Source organism: Cyclobacterium sp. 1_MG-2023 (genome assembly GCF_030546805.1).
Classification (GTDB): Bacteria; Bacteroidota; Bacteroidia; order Cytophagales; family Cyclobacteriaceae; genus Cyclobacterium.
In genome coordinates, this window is sequence record NZ_JAUOPC010000001.1 from 450,643 (window position 1) to 472,766 (window position 22,124).

Here is a 22,124-nt window from a genome sequence, read left to right on the forward strand (position 1 = left end):
TACCAATGAAAAAAACATTATTATTCTCCTTCTTTTTTATTTTGATGCTGGTGAACACTCAAGCACAAGAAGTTAAAATCCCAAGCCACTGGCCCGATGCTTTCTTTTCTGGAGATCATGGAAAAATGCATGTACAAGGCATGGCTTTGGATAAGAAAAACGGATTCATTTACCTTTCTTTTACAGATAGGTTGGTTAAAATGAATCTATCTGGCCGAATGGTAGGAAGTGTTAGCGGTTTTATCGGTCACCTGGGAGATTTAGATTTCAATGATGAAGATGGTAGAATCTACGGTTCTTTGGAGTATAAAAATGATGCGATAGGTAAAGGGATCAAAAAGACTTTAGGAAAGGAAGAGAATGCTGGAGTTAATGGATTCTATATTGCCATTTTTGATGGGGCCAAAATCGTACATTCAGATATGGATGCCGAAACAGAGGACTTGCTGCGTACGGTATATTTAACAGAGGTTGTGCAAGATTACGAAGCTGAGGTAGCTGTAGGTGACAACCTTATATCGCACCGATTTGCCTGTTCAGGAATCGATGGACTTACCTTCGCCCCTTCCATAGGCAGCTCTAATCTTGATAAAAAATATTTGTATGTTGCCTATGGTATTTATGGTGATTTAGAAAGGGATGACAATGACCATCAGGTAATATTAAAGTATGATGTCTCAAATTGGAGTAAATATGAAAAACAACTATCGCAAGATAACTTGCATACTTCAGGTCCTAAAAAACCATTGGAAAAGTATTTTGTAAAAACCGGCAATACCCGTTATGGTATCCAAAACCTGGCCTATGATTCACTTACTGGAAATTTATTTGCCGCAGTTTATAAGGGATCCAAAACCCAATTTCCAAATTTTGATTTATTCGTTATTGATGGCCATAAAAAGCCTAGGAGAAGCCAAATTCCTTCCGATAATAAAAAAATAAAAGTCAAAACTTTGTCAATGCTACAAGCTGGGCCTAAGGATTCTGATACAGGTATTCGTGGTTGGCATTTTAAATGGGGAGCGACAGGCATACAGCCTTTGGGTGATGGTTTGTTTTATATATCCCACAATGAAAAAGGCGATAATGGATTACAGCGGACTACCTTGTATAAATACAGATGGGTAGGCGATTCCCAAAATTCATTTATCAGAGAAAATTGAATTCCGATTTTAAATGAAGATTTTGTCAGCATTGTTGCAGAAAAAAGGCAACAATACCGCCAAAATCGATTGACGTTGGATTTCCAATCCGGTGGCTCATCCCTCCGGCTATAATAATATCACCCCTACCAGGGTTTTCCGTTGGCATAAAGTTTAATGTATGGTTCGGTAAAGGACTGTGCCGTTGTGATTTTGTCAGCATTGTTGCGGAAATGGCAAAAATACCGCCAAAATCGATTGACGTCTACTTCACTAATCCGGTAGTTGGGGCCACCGGCTATAATCAAGTCACCCTTAAAGGAGTTTACGGTTATAGTAAAGATCAAAATTTTGCTTTAATAGGAAGAGTTGCAAGTTCGGTAAATGGTCCAATTGGCTAAATAGCTTTAGGTATGTCATTGAATCTCGACAAAGAAACTCTTTTATAACCACATGTTATTTCAGGTATTTTCGGCCTTCAAAGCTTATTGTTTTTGGAGATGGATGGAGGGCGTTAAAAAAATGAATTAGCTCCAATAAGGAGATCCATTGATTTTTAGCCCGAAATTCAGCTCCAAAAATCAAATGATGGATACGCTAATGATCTATTTTCCCTAAACCTAAACCATCATTTGAAATAAGATATGACAGCCTTGATTTTTTTGGTTCGTTTTTAAGTCAAGCCTGCCCTGATTTATAATTCCCTCAGGGCCTGCCCTGATTTATAACTCTCTCAGGGGAAAAAATGAACAGTGGGAATAATGAAAAATTAACCAGTCAGGTGAGACCAGGATTACAAGGTCAATTCATTTCCATAAGAAAACGTTCGTCAGAGAGATTTTGTCAGCATTGTTGCAGAAAAAAAGGCAACAATACCGCCAAAATCGATTGACGTTGGATTTCCAATCCGGTGGCTCATGCCAACGGCTACAAAAATATCACCCCTAAAGGGGTTCTTTATAGTCAAATAATTAATATGCGGTTCGATAAACCCAAACCATATTATTTTTAAAACCGGTGTATACCCATCCCTGAGTTGTCTCGTTTACTTAAGCATATAAAACCAAAAAAAACCGTGGATGAAAATCCACGGTTTTTTAAACTTTTTTGTACTCCCAACACTATAAATGATTGAAAATTAACACTTTACTTAATCTTTCTAAACTTCTTGATTTTATGAAAGGTAAGGAAGTTGGCATCATGGTTATTGTGTGCACCTCCTACCCCATCATCATAGGCAGTTCTGGATAAGAAAAGAATGTCTTTCCCATTAAACACCCAATCAACGTATTGAAAACCATGATTTTTTATGTCATCATGCTGCAACAACACCTTTTTTTGTTCCCAATGAATTAAATCAGGAGAAGAGAACAAGGCCTGAGTATTCCGGATACCTGCAGGGTTGGTTCGGTCTGTGGACTGTTTAATTGATTCCGGAATAACATTGGCAATGGTCCAATACAAGTCACTTTTCTCATCATAGCGGATGGTGAATTTTTTACTACCTCCAGGAAATTTGATGAAACCTGTTTCCGGATCAAAAGTGGCTTTTTTACCATCAGCACTTATTTTTACTCGGGCAGCTTTTTCTTCTAATGTAGAGCGGTCATCTACACGTAATATGTCCCACACTTGACCTTCTTTGTCCACAACTGCATTGCCTTCTAACCAGCCACCAAAGTTGCCATCCAAATAAGTAGAATCATAGTATAAGACATTACTACTTGTCCAATTATCAGCCTTTAATAAATCCGAACCAATAGGTGCAGAAAGCATAAAAGCCCCATATCTTTTACCCCATTTCTTGATTGGCCCCATGGCACTTTCCATGGCTCTCCATATTCTACCATCGTGTTCAATGATGGGCATTGGTGCACAATGGTACTCCCCTTCGAGAATTAAGCCATTGTTACCATCTGTGGGTTCTGTCCAGGTTTTTCCACCATCATCTGAGCGCCTCACTAGCGTATTTCCATGATGCCTGTCCGGGCCAATTAACCAAAGTGTCCCTTGGTTCACAAAAAGTTTGGACCAAAATGCGCCATCTATTTCAGCAATTTCTTTCCAGGATTTCCCTTTGTTGCTAGAGCTATAGATTTTAGAAGTTGCACGCACATGTTCATTGGACTCAGGTCCAAAATAATCATGAGATGCTACGTAATCTCCATTGGGTAAAATGGCCAGACTTGGAGATCCAATGTATTTGCCAGAGGAAGCAGGGCTATAGGCCACTACTACACCGGGTACTTTTGAATCATCAAATTCCTGAGCGGTCAAGCCAAAACCGGAAAATAAAACTGTAATTAGAATCGCTACTATTTTCATTATTTTAAGTTTGTTTGTGTATTTATTCGTGGAAAACGCGCATTGGATACATACAGCCGATCCAAAAGCGCCTCTTTCATTCTATTAGCTTCCCAGGGGCGCGCCTTGCTAAGATCAATCGATTCACCGGAGTCATTTTCAAGATCATAAAGCTCCATTTGGTCTCTGTCAAAAAAGTAAATCAATTTCATCTTTCCCTTACGGATAGCCGCTTGAGGTCTAGTCTGACTAGTTTTACCATCTTCCACACCAATGTCTTCCAGTGCTTCATCGTACTTTTTCCCCTCCGGGTGGTAGTAAGGAAAATACCAAAACAAGGGCTTTTCTCTTGCTATATTCTTTCCTGCTAACAAAGGAAGAATGGATTGCCCGTCCAGCTTTTCCATATTTACCATCTTTCCTCCTCCAATTTCCATAAAAGTTGGCCAAAAGTCAGTTTGAATTACAGGACTGGCTGAAATACTGTTCGCAGTAACCTTCCCAGGCCAGGAAACAAGCATGGGTATTCGAATACCTGCCTCATATAAATTCCATTTACTCCCTCTATAGGGTGCATGAGAGGCATACCTTGGATGGCCTCCATTGTCTGAAGTAAATATTACCAATGTGTTCTCCCTTTGCCCTGATTTATCGAGGGCTTCCATTACCTGTCCCACATAATGGTCCAGCAATTCTATATTGGCGGCATATCGAAGCTCTTCTTCACTTAAATTTCGTTTGGCTTTTGCCTTGTATTTTTTCTCAATCCATTCTAAACCTTTCAGGTGCGGTGTGTGAACAAAATAATGACTGACCATTAAGAAAAAGGGGGATTCGCGCTTTTTTTCAATGAATTTTACCGCCTCAGTGGTTAATAAATCCTCAGGATATTGCCCTTCTTTAAGTTCTGTTAATGACTTAGTTCCACTATAAGGATGCGAACCAAAGGTTTCTTTTGCCGTGTCAAAGCCCTGTTGTGCAGGACCATGAGTTAAACTCCAGCCCTTGTAAACTTTATTATGTGAAGCCACATGCCATTTTCCCACTATACCTGTGTCGTAACCAAGCCCTTTAAGTCCTTCTGCCACAGTAATCTCATCTAGGGGAAGGTTTAAGGTAATAGGGGGAGAAATAAGCTTTTTATTTTTAAAAAGGGCTATCCATCGTTCATCCTCCCAATCCAGACTATCTTCTTTGAATTTGGTCACAAACTCAAAATTAAGCCTTGCAGGAGATTTCCCTGTTAGCAAAGCAGCCCTGGCAGGTGAGCATAATGGTGCTGAGGAATAGGCATTCGTAAAACTCATACCTGATTTAATGAGAAGGTCAATATTGGGGGTTTCCGCAATTGATTTCCCACTGGCACCCGGAAAACTGGCAATATCACCATAGCCCAAATCATCTACATAGATCAAAAGGATATTGGGTTGCTCAGGGGAATCTTGTGGAAAAACCACTTTGCCTTCAGCACCAAAAATGGTGCCTAGGCAAAAGGTCATGAGCAAGCGCTTTTTCAAAATATTAATGGGTTTAATATCCTTCATTTTGAACTAGAAGTGGATTTGCATCCATGGTTGCAAACGGAATTGGATATAATCTATGATAGGGTTTGGCATTTGTCGCACCTCTGGCATGAGCAAACTCTATTAACTTATCCATTCTAATCAAATCTAACCTTCTTTTTCCTTCAGAATAAAATTCCCATCCTCGTTCATCCAGCACCTGCATCCTCAACTCTTCCTTTGAGGAAAAATCATTAAGACTTAATGGTGTAGTAATTCCTGCTCTTTCCCGAACCCTATTGATCAAGTCAATTGATTCTTGGTTTACCCCATTTAACTCATTTAATGCCTCAGCTCTATTTAATAAGATTTCAGCAAAACGAATTTCAGGGATATCATTTCCAAATGAAGCATTTACTCCCTCAGGATCCGGCCAATATTTAAAAGACCGAGTATTATCTTCCTCATCCAATAGAGAAATTAATTCCCCATCAGTATTTATATATTCATGTAAAATCAAATCTCTCCTTCGGTCATCTTCATCAAATGAGAAATAAAATTTATCTCTAATTCGAGATTCATTTGGCCAGTTTCTCCAAGCATTTGAAAACTCCAAACCTGTTCGAGGATCTTTAGCAAAACCTACAGGAAATGCAGTATTCATCCAACTGTTAGAAGCCCTTCTATCAGCGCTTGTTTTGGCAGGTCTTACCCAAATATACTCACTGTTTATTTCATTTTCTACTTTAAATAAATCCTCATAAATGGGAAATAATTCATAATTCCATTGGTTCATTATTTGACCAGCAAATTCAGCAGATTTTTGCCATTCTTTATTATTTAAGTAGAAATTTGATAACCAACCTTGGGCAGCAGCTTTATGAGCCCTACCATAATTGGCTTCTTGTCCAGGATCAGGTAGATCTTCCAATGCAGCTAACAATTCGGTTTCTATAAAGTTAGCCAGTTCTTCTGAGGAAGCCCTTGGTAATTGTACGTCATCTTCAGTAGATAACCTCAAAGGTACAGGGCCAAACTTCCAATAAAGTTTGATATAACAGGTTGCTCTTATAAACCTAGCTTCTGCAGTATATAGTGTCTTCAGACTCTCAGATGCTTCCAATTCATCCAAGTTTTCCAAAACCAAATTGGCATTCCTTATTGCCCTATAGGGATAATCCCAATTTTGGCTTTGTAAAAGTCCAATGGAGGCATCCCAAGTAAAATTAATATACTGAACAGCCGTTGCATTTACCCCATCTCCTGTTTGATAAGCAAAATCAGTAGTCCATTCGTCCGCCGCAAAAGTATAAATAGAGTTATTTGAGATCATATTGGAAGCGTTTGCATATGCAGCCCCCATTAAGGATTCTATTCCTTCTCTCGTTTTTAAAAAATTTTCAGGGGCCAACTGGGAATATGGGTTTTCTTCCAGATAATCTGCACAACCAAAATTAAATAATACAGTTAAGACAATAACTAAATTTCTATATATCTTCTTGATTTTCATAATTTCAATAATTTATAATGTGAAACTGATTCCTGCCAAAAATGTCCTTGAAACAGGATATGCATTCCAGTCAATCCTAAAATTTGCTCCCCCATTAGGGTTAATCGCCGGATCCATACCACTATAATTGGTAATTGTGAATAGGTTTTGTCCAGTTACATTAATCGTAGCCGCACTAAAAATGCCCCTATTGGCCGGAATGTGATAACTTAGTTTAAGGGTATTCAACCTTAAATAGGAAGCATCTTCGACTGTTAAACTATTTACACGTTTTTCACCTTGACTACTTGGGTTTACAAAAGACGGAAATTCATTAGATGGGTTTTCCGGTGTCCATCTATTTAACAAAGGTTCTGCGTACCTATTTCTCCTTACTCCGGCAGGGAAGTAGGTATCGATCAAACCATTATTAAGCATACTGGCACCTTGCACACCTTCAATAAATACATATAGATCCAATCCTTTATAGCTAATGGTATTCCCTAAAGACCAGATAAAATCTGGAAACGAATTACCAAGAACTGTTCTGTCATCTGTGTTTACTACACCATCTCCGTTAATATCTAAATATTTAATATCACCAGGATTTACATTATCGTTAGTGGAATCAAAATCATCACCAGTCTGCCATATCCCCATTACTTTATAGCCATAAAATGACTCAAGCGGAATACCCTCTTCAATTATTGCGATTTGTCCAGTGGCTCCAGCACTTCCTGTAACGATCCTTTGAATGCCTCCAAGGTCCGTTACTTCATTTTTTAAGGTTGTGAATGCTACGTTCGTTATCCAACTTACTTTACCTGAATTGACATTCCTAGATGTCAATGCAAACTCAAAACCTGAATTTTTAATACCACCTACATTTGTTAATTGAGAAGTGAAACCTGTTGATCGTGGAATAGGCAAAGACAACAGCATATCTGATGTGTTTTTCACATAATAATCCATGCTACCATATAGTCTATCTGCCCATAGGCCAAAGTCTAATCCAAAATCCAATTGCTCTGTTGTCTCCCACTTAAGGTTCTGATTAGCAATTCGAGCAGGTTGTGTAGATGAACGTTGTTGGTCATCATATACTACTGTAGGACCACCACTAAAAGTAGTAATAGATCGGAAATTACCAATTTCTTGATTACCTGTTCTTCCCCAACTTGTTCTTAACTTCAAGGTACTTACAACTTGTTCTAGGGAGGAAAAGAATTCTTCCTCATTTAATTTCCACCCGGCTGCAAGGGATGGGAAATAACCGAATTTATTATTTTGTCCAAATCGAGACGAACCATCAGCTCTAATTGAACCGGTTAGTAAGTACTTGTTATCAAAAGTGTAGTTTAGTCTAGTTAAATAAGAAAGTAAGGTGTTATCCACTTTTGAACTACTTATAACGTTTAGACTAGGGTTTCCTAGACTCAGATTGTAGGTTTCTGTAGCGTCAGAAGGAAAGCCTCTTCCTTGGGAAGAAAATCTTTTGGTAATAAATTTCTGTGTCGTAACACCACCAACAGCATTAAATGAGTGTTTTTCAAAAGCCTTTTTATAATTAAACAAGCCCTCAACCAAGTAATTGGAAGCCACCCCATGCATAATGGTAGCTATTCCACCTGCAGCCAACCCATCAATGGTTGTACGGTCGATATAATAATCTCTTTGCTGATTACTAACATCCCCGCCAAGGTTTAACCTAAAAGAGAAATCCGGTGTAAAGAAGTATTCACCATAAATGGAACCAAAGGTTCTATAGGTATTCCCTAAGCCCCTTTTACCATTTGCTAAGGCCACTGGATTATCTACATTAATATGTTGTGAAATCACATACTCTCCATTCTCATCCCGCACATTAAGGGTTGGATCCATATGCATTGAGGCAAAAACTACTCCGGCATGTTCATTGAGTTGGAAACCACCCGGAGTAAATTGATCATTAGAATAATTTGTACTAAGATTTATACCTGTATGAAATTTCTCATCTATTTTATGATCCAAGTTGAACCTCAAACCATATCTTTCAAAGGAAGAATTCATAACCAAACCTTCTTGGTTGAAATAATTAAGCGAAATCAAATAGTTAGTACTTTCATTTCCTCCTGAAAGTGACAGATTATGACTTTGTATTCCTGCATTCGGATTGTAAACTTCCTCCAACCAGTCTGTACCTTGGCCGGTAAAGTTTTCTACTAAATCTGTCGAAGAACCACCTCCAGAATTAATAATATCATTTATAATTGTCTTGTATTCATCTGAATCCAATAAATCAATCTTATTGGCAACATTCTGAACACCTGCATATCCATCATAAGAAACTTTCATTTTCCCACTTTTCCCATTACGTGTCGTAATAAGAACCACCCCATTTGCTCCTCTGGCTCCATATATTGCAGTGGCGGATGCATCCTTTAGTACTTCAATAGATTCGATATCAGCAGGATTAATAGAACTTAATGGAGACCGCTCTGTCCTAGGGGCTGGAAATCTTTCTCCGGCACCGGATACAGCAGAACCATTACTAAAGGGTAATCCATCAATTACGTATAGTGGTGAAGTACCTGAGTTGATAGATCCAACCCCTCTGATATTGACAGATATTCCCCCACCAGGTTCCGCACTATTTTGTACAACCTGCACCCCCGGCATTTTGCCTGCCAATAATTGTTCGGGACTTGAAATTGCTCCTTGGTTAAAATCTTCTCTTTTTAATGCTGTAACTGAACCAGTAAGGTCACTTTTCTTGACAGTACCATAACCTACAACTACGACTTCCTCTAAGGCGCTGATGTCCTCCGTTAAATTTACATTGATTATGGATCGGGAATTGACCTGAATTTCTTGTTTTTCATAGCCAATCATGGAAAAAATTAATACCTGAGTACCATCAGGAACATTGATCGAATAGGAGCCATCAACATCAGTAACAGTTCCGATATTGGAATTTTTTACTAAAATGTTAACGCCAGGAAGACCCATTGGGTCATCTTGAGTAGTCACCTTTCCTTTAATGGAAATTTGCTGAGCATGGGAAACATTCGATAAAACTATCACAAAAAAAAGCAATGTGAATAGAAGTGAAAATCCCCTAAAATAAGGCAGTTTTACGTTCATTATTAATAGATTTTGGGTTAATATTATTAATTGAATTATGATGCATATTAAATGCATTTAATCTTTACCTAAACACCTACCAATTTTATTTGGAAAATGCATAAAATTAAACTTTTAAGGCTATTTACTTATACCAGCTGATTAGTAATTTCTTTCATCTCTAGTCAACTTTTTAATACCTTCTCCCACAGCTTTTTAAATGTAAATCCATCGCATTTACTTTATTATCCCCATCCAATTAACCTAAATCAATTGTTGGAACTAAAAAGAGTTTTGGATGTTCTTACAACTGTTGCAGAAAAGAAGTCAAAATTGATTTATACAAATATGTCTGAAATCAAACTGAATTAATTATTATTTTTTGCCAAAAAATTATACTATTTTATCAATATTGATAATTAAAATGCAGTATTTGATCGTATTTAATAATTAAATAATGCAAAATCTTATGATAAAGGAGTAAAAGTAACATAGTATTAAAATAATTAACCAGTCAAGCTTTCAATCAATGAAGCCCCATTTTCATAAAATCCCAAACTCCTCACAACGCTCTTTCAGTATTCGATATGATAGAAAACCAAACTTCGGAACATTATGGCATTTTCACCCTGAATTAGAATTACATTATATTTTAAATGGTCAGGGAACACAATTTATTGGTGATACTGTAAGGGGTTTTTCTGATGGAGACCTAATTTTACTTGGTGAAAATCTACCCCATACATGGCGATGTTCAGAAGAGTATTTTCAAGGAAACCCCAATATTGAAGTAGAGGCATATGTGCTTCAATTTTTACCTACCTGTTTTGGAAAAGATTTTATAGAATTACCAGAAGCACAAACTATAACCTCCTTATTTGATAAAGCCAAAAAAGGAATGTTTATTTATGGAGAAACGAAAAATAAAGTAACAGGTATTTTGAAAGAAACCTTTATTTCAAATGACTTGGATCGAATAATTAACCTGCTTCGAATACTAAAAATTTTATCTACCACATCAGAATATGAAACAATATCACCGGGATATGCCATCACCCAGCTTGCAAATGATGGAGAGATGGAACGGTTAGAAAAAATTTACACTTTTATTATGTCACATTTCAGGGAAGACATTGGTTTAGAAAAAGTTGCTGCGATTGCAAACATGAGCGTAAGTACATTTTCTAGATATTTTAAAAAAATGACCAACAAAACTTTTCTAGAGTTTCTGATAGAAATTCGCATCTCAAATGTATGTAGTGCGTTAATCGAGAATAGACTGCCAATAGAGATTATTTGCTATGACTGTGGTTTCAATAATATTAGTAATTTTTATCGGCACTTCAACAAAATAACTGGAATGACACCCTTATCATACAAGAAGAAATACTTAAATTAAAAATTATACAAAACCTGAATTATAGGAATCTTAAGTTTTATACCTACATTAAATTCTAAAATCCTTAAGTAATCTCGAAAAAACCTTCCTCATTAAACAAAACACAGATAAGTAGGAATCTAAACAAAAAAAGAGGAAAACTACCGGTATGTTGGCAATTTTCCTCCTTTTTACTTTAATGGATAGCTATATTATTTCAGCCACCAGGTCATTTCATTGATATGATCATTACCTTCACCAAACTGTCTGCTAATGGCATTCGTTACATTGTTGGCGTTGTAATTGTATTCAGATTGAGGGTATATCCATCGGTAAGGAACTTCCACCCCTGCTGGCCTTCTAAAGGAAGGGTAGCCACCTGTTCTCAAGTGATCAAAGTAAGAAGTCCATCCCAATTGGAAGAAAGATTGTAAGTATTTTTGCATGATAATCAACTCCAATTGTTCTTCTTCAGTCTGAGCCATGGTAAAATCATTAATTGGCTTGGCCAGGTAGTCTTCTGCATCCGTTTCTCCTACATAGGAAGAATAGTTCTCTGCATACATCTCGTAAAACTTAAAAGAAGCTTTGACACCGGATTCATATAACATGCCTGCGTCTGCATTGATCCATCCTTTAGTGGCTGCTTCCGCCAAGATCAATTGCTGTTCGGAATAGCCCAAAAGTACATAAGGCTCATTTACAGGATCTTTATGGTAGCGGTCATTTACTTTGGAAACATTCCCTTCTGTGGCTTTTTCATTTACCTCAGCATAGGGTGCCGCCGGATCTCCTCCTTCATAAGCAGAAAAGTCATTTAGTGCTTTCCCTGCCTCTTTGGCGGATTTGGTCTGGGTACTATAAATGAACAACCTTGGATCTTCACGGTCCTGAAGCCTTTTAATAAAGGTGGAATCCATGTACATTCCAGAGCTAAAACCACTGGAATTAAAATCAGGGTAGCGGTTGCCCTGCTGATCTAAAAAGACCAATTGCCCACTTTCTTCCACACTTTCCATCAACGGTTCATTTTGATAAATCGAGGCAAACTCACTTCCATCATTCATTCCGTCTTTTTCAGATAAGGTCAACAAAACCTTCAAACGAAAAGCATTGATTAGCTTTCTCCAGCTATTTACATCTCCATCATAAATTATATCTCCTGCAATAATGATATTGTTGGCAGCCAATAGATCATTTGCTTCCTCCAAATCCGTTAAAATCCCTTCGAAGACGGTCTCCTGATCGTCATAAATTGGTTGGTAATCTTGTTCTGATTCCCCCATTAAAGCAGAAGTATAAGGAATATCCCCAAACGTCAATGTAAGGTTGTAGAAGTAGTAAGATCTAAAAAACTTACCCAAGGCTACATAGGTAGGCTCTCCAATTCTTTCTCCTTCTTCCATCATTTTCGTTACATTTCTCAAGGTACTGTAAGAACCGTAGCTTCCCCTATCCCACTTATAATACTGATTGGTATTCTCACCATCTGTCTGCACTAGCATTTTCAATGCATATAATGGTGAAGTACCCCGAGAATCTCTAAAAGCATCCCACTCAATATTGGTTAACAATAGTTGAGGGTGAGTTTCTGTCGGTAAATTAGGATTGATATTCATTTCCTCCAAGTCTTGACAGGAGGCCAGCCCAATCAACAATAAACCTATAACTAGTATATTTTTCATTTTATCTCTTTTTACTTAGTCTGGAAAATCTATTAAAAGGTAGCGCGTAACGTGAAACCTACATATCTTGAAGAAGGATCCTGCAAGTTGTCATCGTTTCCATAATCAGGATCCAACAAAGGCATCTTCTTCCACATGGCCAGATTATAACCATAGATTGAAAGGTCTAGATTCTTTATTTTTTCAGAGGTCATGATATTCATCAAGTCATAAGACACTGATAATCTTCTTAGTTTAAAATAAGAACGATCGTAAACATTGGCAAAAAGTGAATTTTCTTCTTCGGTCACTTGTGCTCGATAAGGATAAATCTGTGACCATGTTTGCCAGCTAACAGCAGTGGTATTTGGCGTGTACTCCCTGGTATCCGTAATAATGGCTCCATTCACATCTCTTACAAGTTCGCCTCCGGTTACAACTACACCTTCCGGCACATATACAGGTTGCCCGGCCGCATATTCCTCGTCTCTATACAATACAGAGTTAGGATGTTTACCACCCCACCACATTTTCTCTATGGTCAAGGATCTTATCAGGCCACCCCAGGCACCATCAATGTCCATATCAATTCTAAAATCTCCAACCTTAAACTTATTTTGAAGACCTAATCTCCAAGAAGGACTCAGATGACCAATTTTAGTTGGGTATGGATCTCTGGTGGGTAATCCTGTATTGGCATCAAGAATCACTTGGCCGTCAGCACTTTTCTGCCAAACAGTAGCATAGTAGGCATCAGACCTATCACCAACTACCAAGTTTCCGTACTTCTCATTGTCGGCATAGATCTCGGTAATTTTCTTCACATATCTGGTCCAGTTAAGCCCTATATCCCATGAGAAATTGCTTTGTGATATGGCACTGAAATTAACCATGGCTTCTAAACCCTGAGTAGTATATTCATTGCCATTTACCTTCCTAGAACTAAATCCTGAAGCTTCAGAAATACTTAAATCAATGATTTGATTTTCATCCAAAATCCTGTAGTAGGTACCTTCAAAGGTCAATCTTTTCTGAGCAAAAGAAGTGGAAAAACCTGCCTCAAATGTAGTAGACTTTTCAGGCATAATGCTGCTGTTTACCAAACCTGATGGATAGTATACAGAAGGAGTAGCACCATAAGTCACACCTTTTTGATAGGTAGAGTAAATACTGTAAGGACTTAAATCACTAGATACCTGTGACCAAGAACTATAAACCTTCAAATAATCCATTGCTTTTGGCAATTGAACAAATTCTGAAAGCATGGCGCTCAAAGATGCTGAAGGGTAAAAATAGGAATTGGTAGAAGTAGGCAAGGTAGATGACCAGTCATTTCTACCGGAGAAATTCAAAAATATTGAATTCCAAAAATCAAAATTAACCGAACCATAGGTACTTCTTATGGCTTTTTCATCAAAATAATTACTTGCCTGCACAGGTCCTTGTGTATTACTTAAACTATAAATCTCTGGAACTATCAAACCATCTGATGAGGCATATTCTTGTTGATATGTTCTATAAAATATAGAACCACCGGCATTTACTGCGAAAGAAAAATTATCACTTACAGTTTTGTTATAGGAAGCAAGAATATCCGTATCTAGGTTCAGACGGCTATTGTTCCACATCTTGTAATCCCCATTTCTAGAATCTCCGTAGTTCATGTAAGATTTTGGACTTTGCATGTCAGAAAATACCCTGTACTCTCTGGCAGAAACCCTACCTTGAATATTAAAATTATCTGAAACTTGGTAATTCAGCTTCAACTTACCATCAAGCGTGTTCTGGTTATGCTGTTGGTTCAACTCATGAGCGGCAAAATACACGTTATTGTACCAGGCATAATTGTAATTGGCCTGACGGTAACCTTCTAATCCGGGCACATACATATGGTCTCTTAAATCTTGACCGTTCACATCATCACCCATCCAGATCAAAATGGTATACATATGATTTTTGGGTCCATAACCATACCTTGGGTAATTGGGAGAATAAACTTTATTATAACTTAAAGTTGCATCTAGAGTCAATTTATCCGTAAGGTCAAAAGAACTATTGAAATTCAAACCTCCGGTACTAAGCGCCGTGTTGGGAACCTGTCCTTTTTGATAGGAATAATTTCCGGAAAAGTAAAATCTGGACTTTTCACCTTGATAAGCAATAGAAAAATCATTTTTTGAAACGACTCCGGTTTTTAAAAAGTCATTTAGGTTGTCATGTCTTTTCCATTCAGTCGGTACCCTTTCATACAAGGACTTATCATCGTAAATCGTACCGGCTACATTTCCATACCAATCAACCGTTTCTCCAGTTTGTATATTTCTAATTGGACTGTTCCATTGAGGAACCATCACACCTGGTTCAAATTTAGGACCCCAAATCATGTCCCCATCGGAAATACCACCATCTGCACCATCCCAGAATTCATACTTACCATTGGACCCATTTCCGTATTCTGTTTGGGTTTCCGGAAATACAGTAAATCCTGCTGTTACCATATTACTGGTAGATGCGGTAACAGTAAGTCCTGCTTTTGAAGCATTTTTTCTTGTAATTAAGATGGCTCCATTTTTTCCTCTTGCACCATAAAGTGCCGAAGCCGCTCCACCTTTAAGCACGTTGATACTTTCAATATCCTCAGGAGATATGTCAAATAAATTGGTTTCTACAGGAATACCATCCAATACGATCAATGGAGTCTTTCCCCTTAATGAAAAAGAAGGCGACTGGAAAATACCCGTAGGATTGGTCACCGTTAAACCTGCTACCTGACCGGAAAGTGCATTACCAAGGTTCATGGTTCTTGCCTCTCCCAAAACCTCTGTATTTACCTCTTGGGTAGCATAACCCAGCTTTTTCTTTTGCTGCTTGATACCAATGGCAGTGACCACCACTTCATCAAGATTTTGCTGGTCTTCTTCCAATACTACATCAATTATTGACCGTCCATTAACTGATTCTTCTAAAGTAGCAAAACCTATAAAGCTGAACTGAAGGATAGCATTTTCATCAGCCCGAATGCTATAATTGCCATCAAAATCTGAAATGGTTCCCTGCAAAGTTCCTTTTACCTTAACTGCAACTCCCGGCAAAGGAAGGTTGTCCGTTCCTGATGTAATTTGCCCCTTAATGTCTATTGGGGCATCTTCTGTATTTTCTTCACCTTCATTGTTATTGCGATGACGGCGTACAGAAATATTATTGTTTATCTGCTGAAAGGCCAATCCTGTATCTTCACTAATCTCATAAAGGGCGTCTTCTACGGAGATTTTCTTGTGATTGATAGAGATTAGCTCATGTAAGAATTCATCGTTTTCATGTACTGTGAAATGAAATTCGGACTGATCTTCAATTTCTTTAAATACATCAACAAGTTTTCCCTTGTTAAAGGAAATACTTACAAATACTTCATTGATTTTTTTAGCTTCAATTTTTTCTGCATGCAGTGCATTGGAGAAAACTAATTGTAGCAAAAAACCAAGAATGACATACCTTGTCAATTTTAGAATTAGTGGTAAAGGTTTTTTTCTCATAATTTAATTTGTTAAAATTCTGTATCGGAATTAAAAGATTTAGCAAAATAAATTTTTAAACATTTGCTGATAAAAATTTCAGAAACTTTAAGGAATTAACCCTTTGGTTCTGAGGGTTTAAAATTGAATTGTTACCTGATTATCGTTTATCTCATAGGCGAATCGTTTAGCATATTGTAAGTCCGTTAATATATTTTTTAGAGATTCCTTTTCGTAGATAGTGCTTACTTTCCAGTCGTTTGGTTTTTTACCTTTTATTTTAATTTCCAAACCGAACCAGCGCTCAAGTTTTACTTTTACCTCTTTGAAATCGGCGTTATCGAAAACCAGTTTTCCTACTTTCCACCCTGCAACCAATTCAGGGTTAAAGGATGATTTTGTATAGGAGTCTTGTTTAATATTTACTAGTAATTCTTTTCCCGGAGGTAATAATATTGGTAGTTTTTCGCTACTAGGATTTTGAATTTCTACTTTCCCCTCGAAAAGGGAAACCTTCATCGTATTATAGCCCGGATAAGCACTTATATTAAAAATGGTTCCAAGTGCCTTGGTGGCTATACCATTACTTTCTACTATAAATGGTTTGTTGACATTTTTAGCTACTTCAAAATAGGCTTCTCCTTTTAGATAAACCTTTCTCTCTTCACTATTAAATGCCTTTATAAATTTGATACTAGAAGAACAATTTAAAAATACCACTGATCCATCAGGAAGTGTATGTTTGGTTTTCTTTCCGGCAGGATTGGTGAGAACTGTATATTCTATTACCTCATTCTTTTCTATTTCTTGGTTTGCTGCAATAAAATAATAATAAGTGCTGTAAAAACCAAAAATGAACAATATAATGGCAGCATACTTAACGAAAGTACTGTAAAAGAATGAGTTATCCTTCTTTTTTAACATTCCTTTTTCCCAAATATCATCAATCTTTGATTTAGAAATAGGCTTCTTTGTGGCAGCAGATTGTTCCTTCCATAATTTTTTTATGGCATTTAATGTTTCCCAATTTTCTCTACTTTCTAAAGCCCAAAGTTCTACTTCTTCAATTTCCTCTTGGCTTGCCGTGCGGGTCAATATTTTTACCAGAAGGCTATCTATTTTATCTTCGTTCTGTCTCACATATATAAAGACAACCTTACCGGAGAAAAGGCGTAACGAGATTCATTATTTTTATAAATAATTTTTAATAAAGATTCCTTAAGTTGGTGATGATGCCCATGAAGAGCATGGCATAGTAAAAAATCAATAAAAATTAAACCTATTGTTAGCATTTTATTGGTTATGCTTGGCCTAATAAATAATAATAATTGTATTATGTAGGGTTTGGTAGTTACTTTACCTGAAGAAACACAGGATATTTTGGGTAAATATTTATAATTAATTAAACTAAAGCCTTTTCAATTTTTCTCTTTACTTCAACAACTTTCTCATGCTTAACATTGATCTCTAAGTAGCCTTGGATTCCTAATCTCAAGTCCTTAATGGCAAGCTCTAGATGCTTCTTCACCGTTTTTTCAGTAATTTCTAGAAGCTTAGCTACTTCAGCTATCTTGAGGTTATCTTCCTTAATCATCTTAAATACCAACTTCCTTTTGGTAGGAAGAGTCTCAATCAGTGCTAAATAAAAATCTCTTAATTCATTATTCAAAAGCTGATTGAGCGGTTGTGAACATTCACTTGTACCTATATGATCCATTTCTGATGAAATGGTGAAAAATTTAGTATGGTGTTTGTTCTTTTTTATACGGTTTAAACAAAGGTTTTTTACAGAAAAATACACGTATCCATCAAAGTTTTTAACATCCTTCAATTGCACATGCTTTTTCAGGAGATTGACAAATACATCTGAAACCACATCTTCGGCCTCTTCTTGGATAGGTAAATAATACAAAGCGAAGGAAACCAGTTTTTCATGGTATCTTTTAAAGAGCTCACCAAATGCTTTTTTATCGGTATTCACCGATATCTGAAAAAGAAGGTCCTTATTGCTCAAAGCACTATACATACTTATAATTTCTATCCTTTCAAACCGATTTACTTATCAAATAAAACATTTTAATACCGAAAAAAAAATAATTTTAAATACATTATTCGGTATTTAACAAAATTAAAACAATTAATTTACGTTATTTTTAGTTATTTCATCATTTATTAACCTAAAATTAATACTTCTAAAAGATCAATATTTTTTTATCCCATCCATTTAAGAATGATTTTTGTTTGATTACCCTTTCAGGATTTAAATACTAGTATTTAGGAATTATTTTTGTTCCTCCAATCCATTAAAAAGGTTTTCCTTTCCAAATACCAGTGAAAACTTTAAAAATTAAGTCATTTTAAGTTGACAATAAAAATAGTAATCCAAGCATAAAACCTTAAAACCATGGACATTAAACATTTTTTCATCACTATACTATCAGGAGTTTTGGCCACAGCAGTCATGACTATCGTTATGTATGCATATACCGCTCTTTCTAAGCACTTTACCAAGGTAATCCATTTGCTGGGATCCATGATTTCCGGAGATCAAAACATTCACACCCCAAGCAAAAGTACTTTAATTTTGGGGACGCTTGCTCATTTTTCCGTAGGTATAATTTTCTCTATGTCTTATTATCTGCTGTGGAATTGGGGAGTATTTGAAATTAACTTCGTCGACTCTGTAATTATAGGAGGACTAAGTGGAATAGTGGCAATTGTAGTTTGGAAATCTTATCTTACACTTCACCTTTACCAACCTGAAATCTCCCAATTTCATTATTTCTTTGCCCTCTTTATTGCCCATATAGTCTTCGGAATTGTAAGCGTAAATTTGTTTTTAATGATTACCGATAGCCCCGATCTTTGGTATAAACTGAACAAATAAAGTCCTAAGAAAGCTCAATCAGAAGTTTTAAATGAATAACCCCACTAAAAAACCGATCAAACAATATTTCATGGTCTTGCAACAGCAATAAGTTGTTTATGGCATATTTCTTGACCTATAGTCACTGTTCTACAACAAAAGAAAACTAAAATGAATTATTTATATATTGTAATCGTTTCGATTTTAATCGTGTCGGCACTAATGATTGTTCTGCTAACCAATTCTAAAACCAGCAATAATATCATTCTTCAGGGAAATAAATTGACCATTTTCCATCCTTTAAAAAAAGAGGATATCAATCTTGATGTTGATCTGCAAAAATGGAATGTCCAAAAAATTCAGACCCTATGGCGTGGGAAATTCTATTCATTAAACCTACAATTAAAATCAGGTAAATGGAATAGGTTATATTCAAGATCCTTTACCGGGAAAATAGCCCCTGTTATCGAATACTTGGAAAACACTTCTCCAGAAAAGAAATCAGACTAACCTAAAGCCATTTTATTTAAAATAAAGTTGTTAAACTAAGAATTTATATGTTGTTTTTACAAACTAAAGCTACCATTTTTTAAAATCAATTTTTTAAATTTTCCATAACAATGGTTTAACCAGTTTTTACTTGCTTGTGCTTACCTTTTCATCAGTTATGAAAAGAAAAAAGACACGAGCAAAAATCTATTTTAGGGCCTACCTTTACATTTTAATATCGGCCTGTCTCTTTCTCCCCGCTTACGAAAAAGGACAGTTTGAATTGATGGTAAATAATAATCATTCCCCCCTACTTGACTTGTTCTTTGCGGGGATTACTCATTTGGGTGATGGTGTCATAGTAATTCTTCCAATCATCGCCATGCTTATGGTCAAATACAGTTATTCAATTTTTTTAGCTTGGTCCACCCTTATACATATGTTTCTGGTCACCGTAGGTAAGAGGGTTCTTTTCCATGGCATGCCAAGACCAGCAGAATATTTGAAAGGTTTTGACTTTTATACGGTGCCGGGAGTTTCCATTAGTCATTGGAATACGTTTCCATCAGGACACACCACTACTATCTTTATGTTAACATGTGCTTTGGCCATGCTTAACCATAAGAGGAAAAGATACCAGCTTATATTATTGTTTATCGCAATTTTAACCGGTTTTAGTAGGGTTTATTTAATGCAACATTTCCTTCCGGATGTGATTGCAGGTTCTGCTCTTGGCGTTGCATCTGCTTATGGAGGACGTTGGCTAACCATTAAGTACTTCTCAAAGAAAAAATACAGAAAAAGCCTTTTCCCAAAACGAAAAAAAGTACTCGGGCAACAGGTGATCTCTTAGTAATTAAGAAATAAAACATCCCCTCTACCGTAAATGCAATTGTTGTTGGCACTTTATTCTAGGGTGAAATTTCAATTACGGTTAAGTAATAATACTAGTACAAGGTTTCTGAAAACTATCGTAGACTTATACATTTATTTCCTATTGACTTATGAATAATTCTTCTTCGTAGACACGCATAATAACTGTAACTGAGCCCTCAAAGAGATCTGCTCCTTCAAATATTTTGGAAGCTTTGATGCCTGTTTCTTCCAATTCATTTAGGTTTTTGTTATTGGTTATGATTAGGTCTCCGGCCTTGGGTGCATACTTAGGATCTTCAATGGATGGTATTCTTTGTTTACTATTGAAAACAAAAGCAGGATTGAATGCTCGAAAATAGAATAGCCGATTGTTATTAATCCATAGGTTTTTAGATTGGGACACAGGATTATTTGTATCAATGCTGGGCAGGGCATCATAAAACAGCAGTCCGGTAAAACAGATATATCCCAAACATGTAAGCAGCCAACCTTTTTCATATTTTTTATCGAAACTCAGGAAAAGACCAATACAGCCTAAAATTGAAGGTATAAAAAACCATATTGAGAGGTTATTTATCTCCGGTATAACAAGCTTTAATTGAGGTAAAAACAAAGCCAAAGGGATAATAAATATCAACAGACTGGCAACAATTGATGGTCCCTTAAACTTGGCTGGATCAACGCTAGAAAAATACCATCCCACCATTAGTGCAAGAAATGGGTATACAGGAGCTGTATAATTAGGAAGTTTGGTACCAGAAACCATAAAAAATATTATGGTAACAGTAGAAAATAGTAAAGCCAAAACTATTATAACCGGAGGTTTCCGTGACTTATAGACTTTAATTATAGCAGGTATTAAAGCAGCAATCCCCGGTATAAACCCTACAGCTACAAAAATGAGTGTGAGCAATGCCCCAGCACCATGCCCTTCCATGGCTGAAGAAAACCGGTTAAGATTATGGTGAAAAATAAATTCTTTTAACCAAACCCCTTTGGTTTGGATGGAAATAAGGACATACCATGGAAGAGAAATGATACTATAAATAAGAAGAGCCTTAAAATTCACCACTTGCCTTATATGATACCCTAATGGTCTTTTGTCCAAAACCATATAAAAGAATACAGTCAATCCAATCAAAACAATTGCTACAGGCCCCTTACTTAAAGTGGCCAAAGCCAAAAACAAAGCCGCTGCATATAAGTAATATTTGGATTGAAATAGTGCGCTGACATACCTTTCATAGCTGATAAGTGTCAAAAAAAGGAAGGTGATTAAAAATGGATCAGGAACTGCCAGGTGAAATTGCAGTTGCCAATGAATGGAAGAGAGCAAGGCTAAACCTGCATAAAAAGCTGACTTTCTACCGAAAAGCTTGTTCGATAAAAGGTATACCAGTACAAAACAAGTTGAACCTGCCATAGCAGAAAAAAACCGTGCCCCTACTGCATTTATCCCAAAGATTTCATACCCCATAATAAAAAAATAATAATGGAGGGGAGGCTTATCATACCTTGGCAAGCCATTGAAAGTAGGCATAATCGACTCCTGGTTTTGATACATCTCCATGGCTGCAGCAGCATTTTTGGCCTCATCCAAGATGTAAATACTGTATGCTCCAATACCCATGAAATGAACCCCCAAACCAACTAGAATAAATAGGTATGGAAACCATTTTTGCTCATAAAAATTCATACCTACAAAGAAAACAGGGCCTTTTATAATGGTGCCAAACAAAATATTATCCTAATGTTAATTAATTGTATAAACAAACCGGAGATTACTTAAAACTGAATATA

Annotated in this window: 14 protein-coding genes; 5 read left to right on the top strand and 9 right to left on the bottom strand. The window is 36.6% G+C overall.

The window, feature by feature from the left end:
* The first annotated feature begins 5 nt into the window (after positions 1-5).
* Complete coding sequence (locus Q4534_RS01670) at positions 6-1,163, top strand: hypothetical protein (RefSeq protein ID WP_303611430.1); 1,158 nt, start codon at positions 6-8, stop codon at positions 1,161-1,163.
* Between the two features lie 1,125 nt (positions 1,164-2,288).
* On the opposite strand, the gene Q4534_RS01675 is transcribed toward Q4534_RS01670, so the two are convergent.
* The 4 genes from Q4534_RS01675 to Q4534_RS01690 are packed head-to-tail and all read right to left on the bottom strand — an operon-like array spanning position 2,289 to position 9,560.
* Positions 2,289-3,467, bottom strand: coding sequence for an exo-alpha-sialidase (locus Q4534_RS01675; protein ID WP_303611431.1), 1,179 nt, complete (start codon positions 3,465-3,467; stop codon positions 2,289-2,291).
* The gene (locus tag Q4534_RS01680; protein ID WP_303611432.1) at positions 3,467-4,945 is read right to left on the bottom strand and encodes a sulfatase; all 1,479 of its coding nucleotides are present in this window, start codon (positions 4,943-4,945) and stop codon (positions 3,467-3,469) included. Before Q4534_RS01680 ends, Q4534_RS01675 begins: the two co-directional genes overlap by 1 nt.
* Before the next feature lie 31 nt (positions 4,946-4,976).
* The gene (locus Q4534_RS01685; protein WP_303611433.1) at positions 4,977-6,458 is read right to left on the bottom strand and encodes a RagB/SusD family nutrient uptake outer membrane protein; all 1,482 of its coding nucleotides are present in this window, start codon (positions 6,456-6,458) and stop codon (positions 4,977-4,979) included.
* Positions 6,459-6,470: 12 nt separating this feature from the next.
* Positions 6,471-9,560 (bottom strand): TonB-dependent receptor, encoded by a 3,090-nt coding sequence (locus Q4534_RS01690; RefSeq protein WP_303611434.1) that lies wholly within the window; start codon positions 9,558-9,560, stop codon positions 6,471-6,473.
* Positions 9,561-10,068: 508 nt separating this feature from the next.
* On the opposite strand from Q4534_RS01690, the gene Q4534_RS01695 reads away from it, so the two are divergent.
* Positions 10,069-10,938, top strand: coding sequence for an AraC family transcriptional regulator (locus Q4534_RS01695; protein WP_303611435.1), 870 nt, complete (start codon positions 10,069-10,071; stop codon positions 10,936-10,938).
* 191 nt (positions 10,939-11,129) lie between these two features.
* Here Q4534_RS01695 and Q4534_RS01700 read toward each other — a convergent pair whose 3' ends face one another.
* The 4 genes from Q4534_RS01700 to Q4534_RS01715 form a co-directional block, all read right to left on the bottom strand.
* Positions 11,130-12,602, bottom strand: coding sequence for a SusD/RagB family nutrient-binding outer membrane lipoprotein (locus Q4534_RS01700; RefSeq protein WP_303611436.1), 1,473 nt, complete (start codon positions 12,600-12,602; stop codon positions 11,130-11,132).
* A 32-nt stretch (positions 12,603-12,634) separates the two neighbouring features.
* Complete coding sequence (locus tag Q4534_RS01705; RefSeq protein ID WP_303611437.1) at positions 12,635-16,114, bottom strand: SusC/RagA family TonB-linked outer membrane protein; 3,480 nt, start codon at positions 16,112-16,114, stop codon at positions 12,635-12,637.
* 117 nt (positions 16,115-16,231) lie between these two features.
* Positions 16,232-17,233, bottom strand: a complete 1,002-nt coding sequence (locus Q4534_RS01710; RefSeq protein ID WP_303611438.1) for a FecR family protein — start codon at positions 17,231-17,233, stop codon at positions 16,232-16,234.
* Between the two features lie 262 nt (positions 17,234-17,495).
* Positions 17,496-18,119 (bottom strand): RNA polymerase sigma-70 factor, encoded by a 624-nt coding sequence (locus Q4534_RS01715; protein WP_303611439.1) that lies wholly within the window; start codon positions 18,117-18,119, stop codon positions 17,496-17,498.
* Between the two features lie 378 nt (positions 18,120-18,497).
* Here Q4534_RS01715 and Q4534_RS01720 point away from each other — a divergent pair, with 378 nt between their 5' ends.
* The 3 genes from Q4534_RS01720 to Q4534_RS01730 all read left to right on the top strand — a co-directional run bounded on the left by Q4534_RS01720 (position 18,498) and on the right by Q4534_RS01730 (position 20,301).
* On the top strand, positions 18,498-18,980 hold the full coding sequence (locus Q4534_RS01720) for a hypothetical protein (protein ID WP_303611440.1): 483 nt from the start codon (positions 18,498-18,500) through the stop codon (positions 18,978-18,980).
* A 150-nt stretch (positions 18,981-19,130) separates the two neighbouring features.
* Positions 19,131-19,469, top strand: coding sequence for a hypothetical protein (locus Q4534_RS01725; RefSeq protein WP_303611441.1), 339 nt, complete (start codon positions 19,131-19,133; stop codon positions 19,467-19,469).
* Positions 19,470-19,626: 157 nt separating this feature from the next.
* Positions 19,627-20,301, top strand: a complete 675-nt coding sequence (locus tag Q4534_RS01730) for a phosphatase PAP2 family protein (RefSeq protein ID WP_303611442.1) — start codon at positions 19,627-19,629, stop codon at positions 20,299-20,301.
* A 141-nt stretch (positions 20,302-20,442) separates the two neighbouring features.
* Here Q4534_RS01730 and Q4534_RS01735 read toward each other — a convergent pair whose 3' ends face one another.
* Positions 20,443-22,062 carry a glycosyltransferase family 39 protein gene (locus Q4534_RS01735; protein WP_303611443.1) on the bottom strand — a complete coding sequence of 540 codons (1,620 nt, stop codon included), beginning with the start codon at positions 22,060-22,062 and terminating at the stop codon, positions 20,443-20,445.
* Positions 22,063-22,124: the final 62 nt, after the last annotated feature.